Annotated in this window: 17 protein-coding genes; 1 reads left to right on the forward strand and 16 read right to left on the reverse strand. The window is 66.3% G+C overall.

Annotation, left to right across the window (positions count from 1 at the left end; translation table 11 throughout):
• Nucleotides 1-21 precede the first annotated feature (21 nt).
• The 9 genes from EYS21_RS06905 to truB all read right to left on the reverse strand — a co-directional run bounded on the left by EYS21_RS06905 (nt 22) and on the right by truB (nt 9,459).
• On the reverse strand, nt 22-1,365 hold the full coding sequence (locus tag EYS21_RS06905; protein ID WP_131132475.1) for a pitrilysin family protein: 1,344 nt from the start codon (nt 1,363-1,365) through the stop codon (nt 22-24).
• A gap of 110 nt (nt 1,366-1,475) precedes the next feature.
• Nucleotides 1,476-3,734, reverse strand: a complete 2,259-nt coding sequence (locus EYS21_RS06910; protein ID WP_131132856.1) for a polyribonucleotide nucleotidyltransferase — start codon at nt 3,732-3,734, stop codon at nt 1,476-1,478.
• 244 nt (nt 3,735-3,978) lie between these two features.
• Nucleotides 3,979-4,248, reverse strand: coding sequence for a 30S ribosomal protein S15 (gene rpsO / locus EYS21_RS06915; RefSeq protein WP_028271969.1), 270 nt, complete (start codon nt 4,246-4,248; stop codon nt 3,979-3,981).
• A 140-nt stretch (nt 4,249-4,388) separates the two neighbouring features.
• Nucleotides 4,389-5,678, reverse strand: coding sequence for a kynureninase (gene kynU, locus EYS21_RS06920; RefSeq protein WP_131132857.1), 1,290 nt, complete (start codon nt 5,676-5,678; stop codon nt 4,389-4,391).
• Nucleotides 5,679-5,680: 2 nt separating this feature from the next.
• The gene (kynA, locus tag EYS21_RS06925; RefSeq protein WP_131132476.1) at nt 5,681-6,535 is read right to left on the reverse strand and encodes a tryptophan 2,3-dioxygenase; all 855 of its coding nucleotides are present in this window, start codon (nt 6,533-6,535) and stop codon (nt 5,681-5,683) included.
• Between the two features lie 29 nt (nt 6,536-6,564).
• The gene (locus EYS21_RS06930) at nt 6,565-7,548 is read right to left on the reverse strand and encodes a bifunctional riboflavin kinase/FAD synthetase (RefSeq protein ID WP_131132477.1); all 984 of its coding nucleotides are present in this window, start codon (nt 7,546-7,548) and stop codon (nt 6,565-6,567) included.
• A 141-nt stretch (nt 7,549-7,689) separates the two neighbouring features.
• On the reverse strand, nt 7,690-8,148 hold the full coding sequence (locus EYS21_RS06935) for a hypothetical protein (protein ID WP_131132478.1): 459 nt from the start codon (nt 8,146-8,148) through the stop codon (nt 7,690-7,692).
• A gap of 19 nt (nt 8,149-8,167) precedes the next feature.
• A complete protein-coding gene (locus EYS21_RS06940; protein WP_131132479.1) occupies nt 8,168-8,521 on the reverse strand; it encodes a hypothetical protein in 354 nt (117 codons plus the stop codon).
• A 2-nt stretch (nt 8,522-8,523) separates the two neighbouring features.
• On the reverse strand, nt 8,524-9,459 hold the full coding sequence (gene truB, locus EYS21_RS06945; protein ID WP_131132480.1) for a tRNA pseudouridine(55) synthase TruB: 936 nt from the start codon (nt 9,457-9,459) through the stop codon (nt 8,524-8,526).
• Between the two features lie 82 nt (nt 9,460-9,541).
• Here truB and EYS21_RS06950 point away from each other — a divergent pair, with 82 nt between their 5' ends.
• Nucleotides 9,542-10,714, forward strand: a complete 1,173-nt coding sequence (locus tag EYS21_RS06950; protein WP_207307708.1) for a pyridoxal phosphate-dependent aminotransferase — start codon at nt 9,542-9,544, stop codon at nt 10,712-10,714.
• Here EYS21_RS06950 and trxA read toward each other — a convergent pair.
• From trxA to EYS21_RS06985, 7 genes are all read right to left on the reverse strand, one after another.
• A complete protein-coding gene (trxA, locus tag EYS21_RS06955; protein ID WP_242633324.1) occupies nt 10,711-11,163 on the reverse strand; it encodes a thioredoxin in 453 nt (150 codons plus the stop codon). The two genes, EYS21_RS06950 and trxA, sit on opposite strands and share 4 nt — an antisense overlap.
• A 20-nt stretch (nt 11,164-11,183) precedes the next feature.
• Nucleotides 11,184-11,669: a nucleoside deaminase gene (locus EYS21_RS06960; RefSeq protein WP_131132483.1), complete on the reverse strand. Its 486-nt coding sequence runs from the start codon at nt 11,667-11,669 to the stop codon at nt 11,184-11,186.
• Nucleotides 11,670-11,757: 88 nt separating this feature from the next.
• Entirely contained in the window at nt 11,758-12,267 is a 510-nt protein-coding gene (gene rbfA, locus EYS21_RS06965) for a 30S ribosome-binding factor RbfA (RefSeq protein ID WP_131132484.1), read from the reverse strand.
• Nucleotides 12,268-12,506: 239 nt separating this feature from the next.
• Nucleotides 12,507-15,434 carry a translation initiation factor IF-2 gene (infB, locus tag EYS21_RS06970; protein ID WP_131132485.1) on the reverse strand — a complete coding sequence of 976 codons (2,928 nt, stop codon included), beginning with the start codon at nt 15,432-15,434 and terminating at the stop codon, nt 12,507-12,509.
• 152 nt (nt 15,435-15,586) lie between these two features.
• The gene (locus tag EYS21_RS06975) at nt 15,587-15,979 is read right to left on the reverse strand and encodes a YlxR family protein (RefSeq protein ID WP_131132486.1); all 393 of its coding nucleotides are present in this window, start codon (nt 15,977-15,979) and stop codon (nt 15,587-15,589) included.
• A 161-nt stretch (nt 15,980-16,140) separates the two neighbouring features.
• On the reverse strand, nt 16,141-17,121 hold the full coding sequence (gene nusA / locus EYS21_RS06980; RefSeq protein WP_131132487.1) for a transcription termination factor NusA: 981 nt from the start codon (nt 17,119-17,121) through the stop codon (nt 16,141-16,143).
• On the reverse strand, nt 17,121-17,735 hold the full coding sequence (locus EYS21_RS06985; protein ID WP_131132488.1) for a ribosome maturation factor RimP: 615 nt from the start codon (nt 17,733-17,735) through the stop codon (nt 17,121-17,123). Before EYS21_RS06985 ends, nusA begins: the two co-directional genes overlap by 1 nt.
• Nucleotides 17,736-17,812: the final 77 nt, after the last annotated feature.

Below are 17,812 nucleotides of genomic sequence, written 5' to 3' on the forward strand. Positions count from 1 at the left end.
TTATGGCGGGGACCGTCCCGGTCAGAGCCCGAACGTCTCGGTTTCCTCAAAGGGGCCAACCACGGTGACTGTCCGGGGCGCTGCGGCAAGCTCCTTGGCGAGCTCCTGGACTTCCCGGGCGGTCACGGCCTTGATGAGCCGGAGGGTTTCGTCGATGTCCTGGTACTCGCCGGAGACCAGTTCGGCGCGGCCCAGCCGGGACATGCGCGAGCCGGTGTCCTCCAGGGCGAGGACGATCCCGCCGCAGAGCTGGCCCACGGCCTTGCGGAGTTCGTCATCGGAAATCCCGCCCTCGGCCAGCTTGTCCAGCTCGGCACCGAGGAGGTCCAGTACCTGGCGGACCTTCGACGGCGTGCACCCGGCGTACATCCCGAAGTAGCCGGCGTCGGCGTAGGAGGACGCGAAGGAGTAGGTGGAATACACCAGGCCGCGCTTCTCGCGGATTTCCTGGAAGAGGCGCGAGGACATGCCACCGCCCAGGACCGCGTTGAGCACGCTCATGACGTAGCGGCGGTCATCCGTGGCCACGATGGTGGGGCAGCCCATGATGATGTTGGCCTGCTCCACCGCACGCTTCACCACGTGCAGGCCAGCCGTGCCGGTGATCTCGGCACGCTCGGTGGAGCGCCGCTCCACGGGGGCGGCGTCGGGCTCCAGCGACCAGCCGGCGGCGTGGAGCGCACCCACCACAAGGCCGCAGACGACGTCGTGCTCCAGGCCTCCGGCGGCGGTGATGACCAGCTCATCCGGGCGGTAGTACCGGCGGTAGTGCTCCCAGACGGAGTCGCGGGCCACGGCCCGGATGGCGGCGGGGGTGCCGCCGATGGGGCGGCCCAGCGGATGCGTGCCCAGGACAGCAGCCACAAAGTTTTCGTGCGCCACATCCGTGGGGTCATCGCTGTCCATGGCGATTTCCTCGAGGATGACGTCGCGTTCCTGCTCCATTTCGGCCGGATCCAGGACCGCGCCGGTGATCATGTCCGCGATGACGTCGATGGCCATGGGCAGGTCGGTGTCCAGCACTCGGGCGAAGTAGCAGGTGCTTTCCTTGGCCGTGGCGGCGTTGGATTCGCCGCCCACCTCGTCGAACGCCGAGGCGATTTCCAGGGCGGTGCGCCGCTTGGTGCCCTTGAACAGCAGGTGTTCGAGGAAGTGCGTGGAGCCGTGCTGTCCCGGGGCCTCATCGCGTGACCCCACCCCTACCCAAAAGCCGATCGTTGCCGAGCGCTGGCCCGGCATCGCCTCGGTGAGTACCCGAACACCGCCGGGGAGCACCGAACGCCTGACGACGGAGCCGCCGTCGGATCCGTGGACGAAGGTGTCACCGGGCTGGTTCTGCTCAAGCGGCAGGGGTACAACAGTCATTGAAGCCTTTCGGGAGCGGCAGCCGGATCTGGCTGCCATCGTAACAGCGGCGGGGCCGGTGGATCATCCACCGGCCCCGCCGATTCATGCTGTGTGGTGCAGGGTCCGCATTACTCGGAGTCTGCAGCGCCCTCGGCCGTGGCGGAAGCGTCGACAGTTTCGCCGGCGCCTTCCTCTTCAGCCACTACGGGGGACAGCGACAGCTTTCCGCGGTCATCGATCTTGGTGATTTCCACCTGGATCTTCTGGCCGACGGAAACAACGTCATCAACGTTGTCCACGCGCTTGCCGTTGGCCAGCTTGCGCAGCTCGGAGATGTGCAGCAGGCCGTCCTTGCCCGGGGTCAGGGAAATGAAGGCACCGAAGGTGGTGGTCTTGACGACCGTACCCAGGTAACGCTCGCCGATTTCCGGAACCTGCGGGTTGGCAATGGCGTTGATGGCGGAACGTGCTGCGTCTGCAGACGGACCGTTGGTGGCGCCAATGTAAACCGTGCCGTCGTCCTCGATGGAGATGTCCGCGCCGGTGTCTTCCTGGATCTGGTTGATCATCTTGCCCTTGGGCCCAATGACCTCGCCGATCTTGTCAACCGGGATCTTGACCGCAATGACGCGCGGCGCGAACTCGGAGAGCTCGTCCGGGGTGTCGATCGCGGAGTTGATGACATCCAGGATGTGGAGGCGGGCTTCGCGGGCCTGCTTCAGTGCTGCAGCCAGCACGGATGCGGGGATACCGTCGAGCTTCGTGTCCAGCTGGATGGCCGTAACGAATTCGGAGGTACCGGCAACCTTGAAGTCCATGTCACCGAAGGCATCTTCGGCGCCGAGGATGTCGGTCAGCGCTGCGTAGCGGGTCTGGCCGTCAACCTGGTCGGAAACCAGGCCCATGGCGATACCGGCGACGGCGGCCTTCAGGGGCACACCGGCGTTCAGCATCGACAGGGTGGAGGCACAGACTGAACCCATCGACGTCGAACCGTTGGAGCTGAGAGCCTCAGACACCTGGCGGATGGCGTACGGGAATTCCTCACGGGACGGCAGGACCGGCACAAGTGCGCGCTCTGCCAGGGCGCCGTGGCCGATTTCGCGGCGCTTGGGCGAGCCCACGCGGCCGGTCTCACCGGTGGAGTACGGCGGGAAGTTGTAGTTGTGCATGTAGCGCTTGCGCGTCACGGGAGACAGCGAGTCGATCTGCTGTTCCATCTTCAGCATGTTCAGCGTGGTGACACCCATGATCTGGGTCTCGCCGCGCTCGAAGATGGCCGAACCGTGGACGCGGGGCAGAACCTCAACCTCGGCGGTGAGCTGGCGGATGTCCGTCAGGCCACGGCCGTCGATGCGGATCTGGTCCTTGAGGATGCGCTGGCGCACAACGTGCTTGGTGACCGAGCGGAATGCTGCGGACAGCTCCTTCTCGCGGCCTTCGAACTGACCGGCCAGGGAAGAGGTGACCTCGTCCTTGAGTGCGTCCGAAGCGGTGTCGCGCTCCTGCTTGTCGGCGATCTGGAAAACAGCAGCCAGCTTTTCGGCGGCAGCAGCCTCAACAGCGGCGTAGGCGTCGTCCTCGTAGTCGAGGAAGACCGGGAACTCGACGGTCGGCTTGGCAGCACGGGCGGCGAGGTCGGCCTGGGCGTCGCACAGTGCCTTGATGAACGGCTTGGCAGCCTCAAGGCCCTCGGAGACAACCTCTTCGGTGGGAGCGGTGGCGCCCTGTTCCTTGATGAGGTTCCAGGAGTTGTCCGTGGCTTCGGCTTCGACCATCATGATGGCGACGTCGTCACCGGCAATGCGGCCGGCTACAACCATGTTGAAGACGGAGTTCTCAAGCTGGGAGTGCTTCGGGAAAGCAACCCACTGCGAACCGTTCTCGTCAGCGACGAGGGCAACGCGGACGCCGCCGATCGGGCCGGAGAAGGGCAGGCCGGAGAGCTGGGTGGACATGGAGGAGGCGTTGATGGCCACCACGTCGTAGAGTTCGTCCGGGTTGATCGCCAGGACGGTGACCACGATCTGGACCTCGTTGCGCAGGCCCTTGATGAAGGCGGGACGCAGCGGGCGGTCCATCAGGCGGCAGGCCAGGATGGCTTCGGTGGACGGGCGGCCTTCACGGCGGAAGAACGATCCCGGGATGCGGCCGGCAGCGTACATGCGCTCTTCGACGTCAACCGTCAGCGGGAAGAAGTCGAAGCCTTCGCGCGGGTGCTTGCCGGCGGTGGTTGCGGACAGCAGCGCGGTGTCTTCGTCGATGTACACCATGGCTGCGCCGGCTGCCTGCTTGGCAAGGCGGCCGGTTTCGAAGCGGATTACACGCTTGCCAAAGCGGCCATTGTCAATGACTGCTTCTGAGAACTGGATTTCGGGACCCTCCAAGAGAGTCACCTCCGTTTCATGTTTGACGGAAGTCCAGCCGCATCAACCCAGGCCAGCATCTGTCTACTGGCCCTGCACCCGGTCGTCGATCGAGACCCACGGGCCGGGGCTTCAATCAACGAAGCCGTTCCCGGGGATCACTACCGAGGACCGCGAATGCGTGATGCGGTTGATCCTCCTGTTTAGTTTACTTCTGAAGAAGGCGGCCCGATCCACAGAGGACAGGGCCGCCCCTTAAGCCTGACTAGCGGCGCAGGCCGAGGCGCTCGATGAGCGCACGGTAGCGGGCGATGTCAGTGTTCTTGAGGTAGGTGAGCATGCGCTTGCGACGACCAACCATGGCCAGCAGACCGCGCTGGGTGTGGAAGTCGTGCTTGTGCTCCTTCATGTGCTCAGTGAGATCCTTGATCCGCTGAGTCAGGACTGCAACCTGGACCTCCGGTGAACCGGTGTCGCCCTCGGACGTTGCGAAATCCTTGATGATGGACTGCTTTACAGCGGCGTCAAGTGCCACAATAACTCCTAGAGATGTGCCGTGAGGCCCGAATCAGTAACTCACTGCCGGGTGTGCCAGCGCCGGAATTCGAGGGAAAACCCCGGAACTCCTGCACATGACAAGAACCAGCCGCCACGGACTGCAGCCGGATCCAACGTTTAGTTTACCGGCATGCCGCGCGGGTTGTCGAAACCACGGCCTTCCAGCCGTTCCCGGATGGCCCGTATCCCGCGGCGGACTTCATCGAAGGACGTACTCAGCGGCGACAATCCAATCCGGATTCCCTGCGGTGCGCGGAAATCGGGGATGACGTCCTGCTCCCACAGTTCGGCTGTCACGTCCCGGAACTCCGGATGGTCCACGGTGATGTGGCTCCCCCGATGCTGCGGGTCCTGCGGCGAGGCCAGCCGCACTCCGAGGGGTTCCAGCCACTCCTCGAACAACTCGACGGCAAAGCCGGTGAGTTTCACCGATTTTTCGCGGATGGCCTGCATGCCGGCTTCCTCGATGAGGTCCAGGGTGCCGCGCATCGCCAGCATCCCGAAGATGGCCGGCGTGCCGCTGAGGAAACTCCGGATTCCCGGCGCTGCCTCGTACCCGGCGGCCATCTCGAACGCGTCCTTGCGGCCCATCCAGCCCCAGATCGGCTGCTGCAGCCCCGGCAGGTGGCGGCTGTTGACGTACGCGAACGCCGGTGAACCCGGGCCGCCGTTAAGGTACTTGTAGGTGCACCCGGCGGCGAAGTCGACGCCGGCACCGTCCAGGTCGATCTCGACCGAACCCGCCGAATGGCACAGGTCCCAGACCACCAGCGCGCCGGCGTCGTGGACGGCGGCGGTAATGGCCGGCAGGTCGGCAAGGAACCCGGAGCGGTAGGCCACCTGGCTGAGAAGTACGACGGCGGTGCCCGGGCCGGTTGCCACCCGCACCTGGTCGACGGTCACCCCGGCGGCCGGATCGGATTCGATCCACCGCAGCGTCAGTCCTTCCTCGCGGGCGATGCCCTCCACGAGGTAGCGGTCCGTGGGGAAGTTGTCCGTGTCGAGGACGATTTCGGTCCGGGCCGGGTCAGTGACTGCTGCCAGCGCGGCGCGGATGAGCTTGTAGAGCACCACGGTGGTGGAGTCGGCGATGATGGTCTGGCCCGGGGCTGCACCGAGGACGGCGCGGCCCAGCTGGTCCCCGATGCTGTGCGGCAGGTCCAGCCATTCCTCGTCCCAGCCGCGGATCAGGCGCCCGCCCCAGCTGTCCCGGATGAAGTCGCTGATGTCCTGCGGCGTGCGCTTGAGCGGGCGGCCCAGGGAGTTGCCGTCCAGGTAGGACAACGGGGTGTCCGTTCCGATGAAGTGGTCCCGGTAGGACGCCAGCGGATCCGCGGCGTCCAGCTGCGCGGCCCGCGCAAGAAGGGCGCCGCCGTCGTCATCCTTTTGTGCTTCCAGGTTGTCCATGCTCACTGGCCGATCTCCGTCCGGACGGCGAAGAGTTCCGGGAAGAAGGTCAGCTCGAGCGCCTTCTGCAGGAAGGCGGCGCCGCTGGAGCCGCCCGTTCCGGACTTCATGCCGATGGTCCGCTGCACGGTGCGCAGGTGCCGGAACCGCCACAGCTGGAAGTTGTCCTCAAGGTCCACAAGTTCCTCGCAGGCCTCGTAGGCTCCCCAGTTGTCGGCCGCGTTTTCGTAGATGTGCTTGAACAGCGGTACCAGTTCCGGACAGAACTCGTGGGCGCGGGTGACGTCGCGCTCAAGGACGGACTGCGGCACATCAAAACCCTGCCGCGCGAGGTAGGCCAGGAACTCGTCATAGATGCTGGGGGCGTGGAGCAGCTCCTCCAGCATGGCGTGCGCTTCGGGATCGGACTCGAACACGGGAAGCATCTTGCGGTTCTTGTTGCCGAGGACAAACTCCACGGCGCGGTATTGGCTGGACTGGAAGCCTGACGAGTTGCCCAGGAAGCCACGGAACTGGGAGTACTCCGTGGGAGTCAGGGTGGCCAGGACAGACCACTGTTCCGTGAGTGTCTTCTGGATGTGCTTGACCCTGGCGATGCCCTTGAGCGCGGAGCCGAGGTCGTCGGCGCGGAGCCAGGCCGCGGCGCTGCGGAGTTCGTGCAGCACCAGCTTCAGCCACAGCTCGGTGGTCTGGTGCTGGATGATAAACAGCAGTTCGTCGTGGTGTTCGGGCTTGCTGACCGGCTGCTGGGCGCTGAGGAGGGTGGGCAGCTGCAGATACGAGGCGTAGCTCATCCGGGAACTGAAATCGCGGACGATGCCCTTGTCCAGCTTCCTGGTGTTCTTTTCGACGGTCACTTGGCTGCCTTTCCTGGCGGGTGCTCCGGTCAGCGGCGGACCAAGAGATCGTGGGCCTGCACCACGTCCAGGCGCATCTGGTCCACCAGTGCCTCAGGCCCACGATAGGCCACCATGCCCCGCAGCCTGGCCACGAATTCCACCACTACTGTCTGGCCGTACAGATCGAAGTCCTCCACCGATTCATCGGGGCGGTCGATCACGTGGGCCTCGACCTGGCGGCTGACGCCGTCAAACGTGGGGTTGGACCCGACGGAAATGGCAGCGGGCCAGCGGGTTCCGGCCTGGTCAACGAGCCAGCCGGCGTAAATACCGTCGGCGGGAATGAAGCCGCTCGCCTCGTGGGCGAGGTTGGCGGTGGGGAATCCCAGGGCGCGGCCCCGGGCGGCGCCGTGCACCACTTCGCCGCGCATGCGGTGCGGGCGGCCCAGCACTTCAGCAGCTGTGGCGACGTCGCCTTCCTGCAGGGCCTCGCGCACCCAGGTGGACGAGCAGCGGCGGTCCGTGCCGTCGTCGTCGTGCAGGGGGTAGCCCTCGGAGCCGAACTCACTGATGACCTGGACGTCGAACCCGAACTTCCCGCCCAGCTGCTTCATGGTGTCCAGGTCGCCGGAGTTGCCCCGGCCGAAGCGGGCGTCGTGGCCGATCACCACATGGCTGGCGTGGAGGCTGTCCACCAGCACCTGTCGGACGAACTCTTCGGCGGTGAGGCTGGCCAGGTTCAGGGAGTATTTCATCACCAGGATGGCGTCCAGGCCCAGCTCCCCCAGCGCTTCCAGCTTGTCCTGCAGGCCCATGATCATCTCGGGCGCAGACTCCGGCCGGTGGATCATGGCGGGGTGCGGATCAAAGGTGACGGCTACGGCTTTAATGCCGTTGCGTCGGGCGGACCGGATCAGCTGGGACAGCACCTGCTGGTGGCCGCGGTGGACGCCGTCGAAGTTGCCGAAGGTGACAACGGATGGACCGAAGTCCGCCGGGACCTCGGACGGATCGTTCCAGATGTAGACCATCACCCTCGCCTTTTACTGCCTGCAACTGACATGCCCGGACGCCTGACCGGCGCCGGAACTCTCTAAGATTACCCGTTATCGCGGGTGCCTCCGGACTCCGCCGCAGCCCGTGGCATGCGGCCGGGCCGTGCCGGAAAAGGACTAGGCGGCGTTCCGCTGTTTGCCCGGCCGGCGCCTGTACAGCCACACCAGGCCCAGAATCGGCAGCAGGAGCGGGATGAAGGCATAGCCCCGCCCGAACAGCGACCAGACGGTTTCGTGCGGGAACTGCACCGGGTCAAAGACGCTCAGGGCCCCCACGACGACGACACCAACCAGTTCCACCAGCACGGCGGTCACCGATACCTTGAACCAGGTGCGGCCGGGCTTGGCCAGGGAGACGGTGGCCACCAGGTACACCAGCGCTGCGAAGGCGGACAGCAGGTACGCGAGCGGGGCTTCGGAGAACTTGGTGAGGATCTGGTAGCCGGCCCGGGCGGTGGCGGAAATGGCGAACACCGCGTAAACGGCGATCAGGAGCCTGCCGGGGCCGGTGTTGCGGGTGTCTTTGGCAGACGCGCGTGCCTTGTCCGGCGTCGCTTCGGAATGTGGTGCTTTCACGTTGCGGGCTTCTTCCACTTCAGTACCAGATCTGGTTCATTCGGGCGGCCATCACCAGGGCGGTCACCCCGACGGCGGCCAGGACAAAGTTGCTCCAGCGGGTCCGTTCCAGGATGGACCAGTAGACGGCCGCCGGGGGCAGGAGCATGGCTGTGACCAGGTAGCCCCAGAACTCCCAGGCTTCACCCGCGATCGGTTCACCGCCGATCACCCTGATGACGGACCCCACGAGGTAGACCACCAGGGCGAGTTCGACGGCGGCCACGGACAGGATGGTGACGTCGTTCGGGGCCTTTTTCAGGATGCCGGCCACCAGGCAGATGCCGGTGGAGATCAGGCCGACGGCGAGGATGATGTAGAAGTACGCGTCCACGCCTAGGACTCCCGGGAGCCGCTACCGGGTGCGAACACCAGCACAGGCTTGGCGAAGTTGCCGGAATCCGCCAGGAGCGCCACCAGGCTGCCGTCGGGGGCAAAGGCGGCGGCGGGATGATCGGCAGTGGCGGCCCCGGGGCTTCCCGGTTCCGCGCCGGCCGCGATCCTCCGGCCGAAGGAGATCTCGGTGGTTTCTTCGGCGGTGAGTTCCCGGTTGGGCATCAGGGCGCGCGCGGCCTGCGACATTTCGAGGACCTGGAGGTCCTCGGCCAACTGCTCCAGGGTCCGCGCCTGCTCCAGCGAGTAGGGCCCCACATGGGTGCGGCGGAGCGCCGTCAGGTGGCCGCCGACTCCCAGCGCGTTCCCCAGGTCCCGGGCCAGGGCGCGGATGTACGTGCCGGAGGAGCATTCCACGGTGACGTCGATATCCAGTACCGCGGCGTCATCTGTCCCAGTGCCGGCTTCGCGGTTGATGCCATGGACTTCGAAGCGGTGGATGGTGACGGGGCGGGCAGCGAGTTTGACCTCTTCGCCGGAGCGCACGCGGGCGTAGGCCCGTTCGCCGTTGACCTTGATGGCGCTGACGCTGCTGGGCACCTGCTGGATCAGCCCCGTGAGGGCCGCGACGCCGTCGTGAATCGCTTCGTCGGTGACGGCGGCGGCACTGGCGGTGGCTACAACGTCACCCTCGGCGTCGTCGGTGATGGTTGACTGGCCCAGCCGGATGGTGGCCGTGTACGTCTTGGAGGTGCCCACGATGTAGGTGAGCAGCCGCGTGGCCTTGTTGATGCCGACCACCAGGACGCCGGTAGCCATGGGATCCAGGGTCCCGGCGTGCCCCACTTTCCGGGTCCCGGCGATGCGACGCATCCGACCAACCACATCATGGCTGGTCCATCCCTGCGGTTTGTCCACTATCACCAGTCCAGAAAGCACGCTTCCCAGTATATCGGCGCCGGCGGGGGCCCCCGCCCACGCATGCCGCCCACGCCGGCGGGCCACGGCTAGGATGGCAACCATGCCTGAGCTTGCCGCGCACGCGCGTGACGTTCCCGTCAACCAGATCCGCGAAATCACCGAGGCCGCCTGGCGTACTCCGGGCGCCATCGTGCTGAGCATCGGCGAGCCGGGCTTCGCGCTCCCCCGCCACATCCTGGAAGCCGGGATGGCGTGCCTGGACCGGGATGAGACCAACTACACGCCCAACGCCGGCCTCCCCGCACTTCGTGAGGCGTTCGCGTCGCGGTTCAGGGAACGGTCCGGCAGCACCATCGGCGCCGAGCGCGTGTACGTGGTGGACGGCGGGCAGCAGGGCCTGCACTTCGCTATGAGCCTGCTGCTCTCCCCCGGCGATGAGGTCCTTATTCCCAACCCCGGTTACCCCACGTTCGCCATGACCAGCCGGCTGCTCAACGCCGTCCCCGTGGGGTACCCGTTGTATCCGGAGCACGAATTCCAGCCCCGGATCGGGGACATCGAGGCGCTCATCACGGACCGGACGCGGGTGCTCATCCTGAATTCCCCCTCCAATCCGCTCGGCGCGGTACTCGGCGAGGACCTGACACGGCAGCTTGTGGACCTGGCCCGCAGGCACGACCTCTGGATCATCTCCGACGAATGCTATGAGGCCTTCACGTACGACGTCTCCCACGTCAGCCCCGCGCGGTTCGACAGCGATGTCCCCGGGGAGGCGCGCGTCTTCACCTCGCTGACACTGTCCAAGACGTACGGCCTGACCGGCCTGCGGATCGGCGCCCTCGTGTGTCCGCCCGGGCTGGAGCAGACGATGAACAACGTGATGGAGGCGATCGTCTCCTGCGTCGCATCGCCGTCACAGTATGCCGCGCTCGCGGCCCTGACGGGCCCGCAGGACTACGTCCGGGACGCCCATGCCCACTACCGGGCCAACCGCGACGCGGCTTCGGCCGTGCTCGATGCCAGGAACATTCCCTACCTGACGGCGCAGGGGGCGTTCTATCTCTGGGCCGACGTCTCCCATGCCAGCGATGGTGACGTCCGCAGCTGGGTCCGCCGGTTCCTGGCCGGCTCGGGCGTGGCACTCGCGCCTGGAACCGCCTTCGGCTCGATCGGCGAGGGATGGGTGCGGATCGCCCTGTGTGGCGCGCGCGACGAGTTGGTGGAGGGCGTTGGCCGGCTGCCGGAGCGGGCGGAGCCGGCTCAGAACACTTAGCGGCGGCTGCCTGCCAGCGCCTCATCCAGCCAGGAACGCAGGACCGCGGCCGGCGCTGCTCCCGCCTGCCTGGCCACCACTTTTCCGCCGACGATGACCATGAGCGTGGGGATAGCCTGAACATCGAATCGAAGGGACAGTTGCGGGGCCCGGTCAACGTCCACCTTAACGAGCTTGATCCGGCCGGCCCGCTCCACGGCGAGCTTGTCCAGCACCGGGCTGACCATCCGGCAGGGTCCGCACCAGGCAGCCCAGAAGTCGATGAGTGCCGGAACCGGGGACTGTTCAGCGACCGTGGCGAAGTCGATGTCGCCGGCGTTAACGATCCAGGGCAGGTCCTGCCGGCAGTTGCCGCAGCGCGGGTGGCCGGCTGCAGCGGCGGGAACCCGGTTGGTCTTCCCGCAGTTGGGGCACTTGATGAGCGTCGGTTCCGCTGCTGGGGATTCCACTGTGCTCGCTGCCTTCCGGATCAGTAGTCGGTGCGGTGCTTGTTTCTCCGCCATGCGTCAAACGGCGCGTCCGACGTCGGCACGGCAGCCTGGGCAACCGGCAACAGTTCCGGCCGGGTGCCGCTGAAGTAGTCGTAGAACACGGCGTCGTCGAAGCCTGCTGCAGCTGCTCCGTGCCGGTCTGCGGCGAAATAGACCCGGTCGATGCGGGCCCAGAGGGCGGCCGACAGGCACAGCGGGCAGGGCTCGCAACTGGTGTAGAGGACAGCCCCGCGCAGGTCGAAGTGGGCTGTGGCAGCAGCCGCGGCGCGGATCGCCACCACTTCAGCGTGCGCCGTGGGGTCGTGGTCCCGGGTGACGCGGTTGATGCCTTCGTGGACGCGGCCGTCCGCAGTGACCACCAGCGCACCGAAGGGACCACCGCCGTCGGCCACGTTCTTTACGGCCAGCTCAACGGCCTGTTCCAGATATCGCGTGGCATCGTGATTGTCGCTCGCCTGGCTCATAGCTAGATCCTAGCCCGGCAGACGACGGAAGGCCCGGACTGCAGCTGCAGTCCGGGCCTTCCTGTGATCCACGGGTGTGGTCAGACGGCTACTTGTTGCCGTCTTCGTCGAGTTCTTCGTCGTCGGTGAGGTCAAGGTCCTCTTCGTCGAAGTCGTCCTCGTCGATGTCCACATCGGCGGGAACGTCACGCTTGTAGGGATCGGCGTCGCCGGCGTGCTTGGCCTTCTCAGCCAGGGCGGCTACCTCGGCGTCGCGTTTCTTGGCTTCGCGAAGCAGCTCCTCGAGGTTGGAGGCAACCACGGGAATCTGGTCGGCCACAAATTCCAGTGTTGGCGTCAGGCGAACGGTAACGTTGCGCCCCACTTCCTGGCGGAGCACGCCCTTGGCTTTCTCAAGCCCCTTGGCGGCATCCGCCTGGACAGCCTGGTCACCGAACACGGTGTAGTAGATGGTGGCGTGCTGCAGGTCATTGGTCACCCGGGCATCGGTAATAGTGATGCCTTCAAGCCGGGGATCCTTAACCTTCCGGCCCAGGGCCTCGGCAACAACAACCTTAATCCGCTGCGCCAACTTGGCAGCCCGTGCGGGATCAGCCATTTCCACTCCTAAAAATTTGGATGTACGAGGGCGGTGCGGCAGTTGGGCAGCTGGTGTGCCTGAGGTGCCGCGCGCCTCTGGTGAGTTTACGACGATGCCGGAGAGTTTTGGGGGCGCCCGGGAGTGGCATCGGGCCTACCGGAGCTGGGCGGCACAGGATCGCAGATCCCGTGCCGCCCAGCGTAGGGGCGGGGCGCCCCCAAAACTCGGAGGCTCCCCGCAGTAGTGCTTACCCTGCCTTAGACGCGCGGCTTCTCGCGCATCTCGAAGGTCTCGATGATGTCGCCTTCGGTGATGTCGTTGAACGAGCCAAGACCGATACCACACTCGAAGTCCGTACGGACCTCGGTGGCGTCGTCCTTGAAGCGCTTGAGCGTCTCAACGGTGAGGTTGTCGCCGATGATCTTGCCGTCGCGGCTGATGCGTGCCTTCGTGTTGCGTCGGATGATGCCCGAGCGAACGATGGAACCTGCGATGTTGCCGAACTTGGAGGAACGGAACACTTCGCGGACCTCGGCGGTGCCAAGCTGGACCTCTTCGTACTCCGGCTTGAGCATGCCCTTGAGGGCCATCTCGATGTCATCGATTGCTGAGTAGATGACGGAGTAGAAGCGCATGTCCACGCCTTCGCGGTCTGCCAGTTCGGCAACACGCTCGGCGGGCTTGACGTTGAAGCCGATGATGACGGCGCTGTCGACCGTCGCCAGGTTGACGTCGTTCTGCGTGATGGCACCAACGCCGCGGTGGATGACGCGCAGCTGCACGCCTTCGCCGACGTCGATCTTGAGCAGTGCGTCTTCGAGGGCTTCCACGGCACCGGACACGTCACCCTTGAGGATGAGGTTGAGGGTGTCGATCTTGCCATCGGCCACGGCCTGGTCGAAGTCTTCCAGGCTGATGCGCTTGCGGCGCTTGGCGAGGGCGGCGTTGCGGTCGGCTGCTTCACGCTTCTCGGCGATCTGGCGGGCGGTGCGCTCGTCAGCGGTCACAAAGAAGGTGTCGCCGGCGCGCGGCACGTTGGACAGACCCAGGACCTGCACGGGGCGGGACGGGCCGGCCTCGGTCAGGGCGCTGCCGTCGTCGTCGAACATGGCGCGGACGCGGCCGTGGGCCGTACCGGCCACGATCGTGTCACCGACACGCAGCGAACCGGACTGCACCAGGACGGTGGCCACGGAACCGCGGCCCTTGTCCAGGTTGGCTTCGATCGCGATACCGCGGGCGTCCTTGTTCGGGTTGGCGCGCATGTCCAGGGCGGCGTCTGCGGTGAGCAGGACGGCCTCGAGCAGCTCGTCGATGTTGAGGTTCTGGCGGGCAGAGACCTCCACGAACATGGTGTCGCCACCGTATTCTTCGGGAACCAGGCCGTACTCGGTCAGCTGGCCGCGGACCTTGTCCGGGTTGGCGCCTTCCTTGTCGATCTTGTTCACGGCCACCACGATCGGCACATTGGCTGCCTGCGCGTGGTTGAGGGCCTCAACGGTCTGCGGCATAACGCCGTCGTCCGCTGCGACCACCAGGATGGCGATGTCGGTGACCTTCGCACCACGGGCACGCATGGCGGTGAACGCCTCGTGGCCCGGAGTGTCGATGAAGGTGATCTTGCGGTCTTCGCCTTCGTGGGTGTGCGTGACCTGGTAGGCACCGATGTGCTGCGTGATGCCGCCGTGCTCGCCCGCCATAACGTCGGACTTGCGGATGGCGTCAAGCAGGCGGGTCTTACCGTGGTCGACGTGGCCCATGACGGTGACAACAGGAGGACGTGCCTCGAGGTCTTCGTCGCCTTCGGCTTCGAGCTCTGCTTCAAAGTCGATGTCGAAGGTGGAGAGCAGCTCGCGCTCCTCGTCCTCCGGTGAGACGACCTGGAGCTTGTAGCCAAGCTCCTCGCCGAGCAGTGCGAAGGTTTCCTCATCCAGCGACTGCGTGGCCGTGGCCATTTCGCCGAGGTGGAAGAGGACGGTAACCAGTGCTGCGGGGTTTGCCTCGATCTTGTCGGCAAAGTCCGTGATGGACGAACCGCGGCGGAGCCGGATGACGGTGCTGCCATCGCCACGGGGGACGCTGACGCCACCCAGCGACGGAGCACTCATCTGCTCGAGTTCCTGGCGCTTGGCACGCTTCGACTTGCGCTGCTTGCCGCGGCCTGCGCCGCCCTTGCCGAAGGCACCCTGGGTGCCACCGCGACCGCGGCCACCCTTGCCGAAGCCACCGCCGGCCGGAGCACCGCCGCCGGCACCGGGGGCACCGGTACCAGGAGCGCCGCCGGGGCGTCCGGGGCCACGGCCGCCGCCACCGGGACGGCCGGCACCTGCGCCTGCGGGTGCAGGACGCTCAGTGCGGTTGGGCATCATGCCCGGAGTAGGCCGGTTTCCGCCGGCACCTGCGGGGCGGGGACCGCCCGCACCGGCTGCGGGACGCGGACCACCGGGACGGGGACCGCCCGCACCGGCTGCGGGACGCGGACCACCGGGACGGGGACCACCGGCACCGGCCGCGGGACGGGGACCACCGGGGCGTTCGCCGTCGGTACGGCCACCGGCGCGGGGCATGCCCTGCGAGGTAGCGAACGGGTTGTTGCCCGGACGAGGCGCACGTTCTCCACGTTCGCCGTCGCCACCACGGCCGCGGGGCATGCCCTGGGACGTGGCGAACGGGTTGTTGCCCGGGCGGGGGCCGCCGGGGCGCGGCGCGGAGCCGCCCTGCGACGTTCCGCCGGAGCGGGAGGGTGCAGCGGGGGCTTCAGCCTTGGGGGCCGGGCGGGCACCGGGCTTGGCTCCGGTGGAGGGAGCGCTGGCTGCCGGGGCCGGCGCAGCGGGTGCTGCGGCCGCAGGTGCAGCCGGAGCTGCAGAAGCGGCGGCGGGTGCAGCCGGGGCTGCAGGCGCTGCGGCCGCAGCAGCAGGTGCCGGGGCTTTGGGAGCTGCGGGACCCGGAGCGGGTGCTGCGGGACGTGATTCAGCCGACGGGGCAGGCGCCTGGGGCGCGGCTGCCGGAGCTGCGGACTTAGCCGCGGCGTCGGGGTAGGCGTTGCGGAGTTTCCGCACCACCGGGGCCTCAATGGTGGAAGAGGCGGAGCGAACGAATTCGCCCAGTTCCTGCAGTTTTGTCACTGCATCTTTGGAAGTAATACCGAGCTCTTTAGCGAGCTCGTGTACGCGGACCTTGGCCACATTTCTCCTGTCTCGGTCCGCACCGAGCCAGGCACGAACCGTCTACTTCTTACTGCGGGCCCTCGCCGCGGATGCAGCAGAAGGGCCCATTGCAGAGCGCAACAAAGTTGTCATCGTTGCGCACTCATCGCTGGGAACTCATCGGGTTTCCATCAGTTTTCTGACCCGCTTTCAGGTTGGACGGTTGTTGCTGCAGCTACCGGAGGTATCCGCAGCGGGCCTGCAGCGCCCGTGCCTGCCTTGATCCGGCGTTCGACGGCGGCGGTCCCGGTTGCGCCCTTGAGGGCACGTCCGAATGCTCGCCTTTTGACCGCCAGGGCCAGGCACGATTCGCTGGGGTGCAGCCATGCACCCCGGCCAGCCATCCGGCGTCGTTCATCGACCAAAACAGCGGATGAACCGCTGGCATCAGCCACGAGCCGGAGCAGCTCCGACCGCGAACCCTTCTTCCGGCATCCGATGCAGGTGCGCTGGGGTTGATTCTCGCTGTGAAGCACTTCTTCCACGGTGAGTATCTTCCTGACGTACCTGGCTGCCCTGCCCATGCCTGCCCGCCACAGCGAACTGCAGGGAGGGCACGCAAGGGCGCACGGATACCGGCCGTTAGGCGCGGTCAATGTCTATTCTAGCCCCTCGGGGCCGTTCTGCCCGAAACCCGGCGCTTCAACCGTCGGCATCCGCCGTCGGCTGTCGCACCGGGCTAGGGTCAGTTTTCGCGCGGCGCGGCGGCGTCCGAGACGATGTCGATGCGCCAGCCGGTCAGCTTGGCTGCCAGGCGGGCGTTCTGACCCTCCTTGCCGATGGCCAGTGAGAGCTGGTAGTCCGGAACAACAACGCGGGCGGACCGGGTTGCTTCGTCGATGATCGTGACGGAATTCACACGCGACGGCGACAGTGCGCTGGCGATGAAAGTCGCCGGATCCTCGCTGAAGTCGACGATATCGATCTTTTCGTCGTTCAGTTCGGTCATCACTGCCCGGACCCGGGAACCCATTTCGCCGATGCAGGCGCCCTTGGCGTTGATGCCCTGGGTGTTTGCTTTGACTGCGATCTTGGTGCGGTGGCCGGCTTCGCGGGCCAGTGCCACGATTTCCACTGAACGGTCCGCGATTTCCGGAACTTCCAGTTCGAAGAGCTTCCGGACCAGGCCCGGGTGTGAACGGGACAGCGTGACGGACGGACCCTTGGTGCCGCGGTGGACGTCGATGACCAGGGCGCGGAGCCGGTTCCCGTGGGTGTACTTCTCCCCCGGCACCTGCTCGGGCGGCGGCAGCAGCGCTTCCACGGCGCCCAGGTTGACCTGGATCATGTGCGGGTTGTTGCCCTGCTGGATGAGCCCGGCAACGAGTTCACCCTCCCGGCCCTTGAATTCGCCCAGGACGGCGTCGTCCTCAACGTCCCGGAGGCGCTGGAGGATGATCTGGCGTGCAGTGCTGGCCGCGATGCGGCCGAACCCGGCCGGAGTGTCCTCGAACTCGCCGATGGGGGCGCCGTCGTCGTCGATCTCCACAGCCCAGATGGTCACGTGCCCGCTCTTGCGGTCCAGTTCCGCGCGGGCCTTCTCGAAGGCGCCGGGCGACTTGTGGTAGGCCACCAGGAGCGCCTGCTCAATGGTGGGGATCAGGAGGTCCAGCGGGATTTCACGCTCACGCTCCAGAAGTCTCAGTGCGCTCATGTCAATATCCATCAGGCCTCCTCAGAAGGTCCATTGTGCTCAGGTTCCAGACCGGCCTCGTTGAGGTGGCTGAATTCGATCTCGACTTTTCCGTTGCGGATCCTGTCGAAAGGAAGTGTTACGGGGTCGCCCTGCTTGGGCTTCATGCCCTTCTTGACGGCGATCTCCGGGACGAGGGTCACGCCGGAGTCGTCCACAGCTTTGACCCTGCCGGTGACGTTGTCGCCCTGGACGACGTTGACTTTGACCATGCGGCCGCGGGCCCGGTGCCAGTGGCGCTCTTCCGTCAAAGGACGCCCCACTCCGGGAGAGGAAACCTCGAGGTCGTACGGCCGGCCGTCATCGTCAGGATCGTTGTCCAGTACGTCGGACAGGACCCTGGAGATGTCCGCGATGACGTCAAGGTTCACGCCGCCGGTCTCTTCCTGCGGCAGGTCCACCACCACGTGGACCACCCGATGCGAACCGGGGATGATGGTGACATCCTCGAGGTACAGGCGGTTGGCCTGGACCGACGGTTCAAGTAAGGCCCGCAGCCGGGCAGCTTCCGGATTGTAGGCAGGCGCAACGTCAGCCCTACCCGTTCCGGTACGGTCTGATGAAGTCGTGGCTTCTGCATTACTCACGATGCCGGCCGCCTCCCGATAGATGATGTTGTGACTACTAGCCTAGCGATTTTCCGGGCGCAGTGGTGCACCGGGTT

Origin of the sequence: Arthrobacter sp. S39 (genome assembly GCF_004320525.1) — a bacterium.
In the GTDB taxonomy this organism is placed as follows: Bacteria; Actinomycetota; Actinomycetes; order Actinomycetales; family Micrococcaceae; genus Arthrobacter.

What these genes read in the sequence shown, in the direction of transcription:
- EYS21_RS06905 (WP_131132475.1), bottom strand. Translation starts at nt 1,365, where the DNA reads ATGACTGTTGTACCCCTGCCGCTTGAGCAGAACCAGCCCGGTGACACC.
- kynU (WP_131132857.1), bottom strand. Translation starts at nt 5,678, where the DNA reads ATGGACAACCTGGAAGCACAAAAGGATGACGACGGCGGCGCCCTTCTT.
- EYS21_RS06930 (WP_131132477.1), bottom strand. Translation starts at nt 7,548, where the DNA reads ATGGTCTACATCTGGAACGATCCGTCCGAGGTCCCGGCGGACTTCGGT.
- EYS21_RS06950 (WP_207307708.1), top strand. Translation starts at nt 9,542, where the DNA reads ATGCCTGAGCTTGCCGCGCACGCGCGTGACGTTCCCGTCAACCAGATC.
- EYS21_RS06960 (WP_131132483.1), bottom strand. Translation starts at nt 11,669, where the DNA reads ATGAGCCAGGCGAGCGACAATCACGATGCCACGCGATATCTGGAACAG.
- rbfA (WP_131132484.1), bottom strand. Translation starts at nt 12,267, where the DNA reads ATGGCTGATCCCGCACGGGCTGCCAAGTTGGCGCAGCGGATTAAGGTT.
- EYS21_RS06975 (WP_131132486.1), bottom strand. Translation starts at nt 15,979, where the DNA reads ATGGGCAGGGCAGCCAGGTACGTCAGGAAGATACTCACCGTGGAAGAA.
- nusA (WP_131132487.1), bottom strand. Translation starts at nt 17,121, where the DNA reads ATGGATATTGACATGAGCGCACTGAGACTTCTGGAGCGTGAGCGTGAA.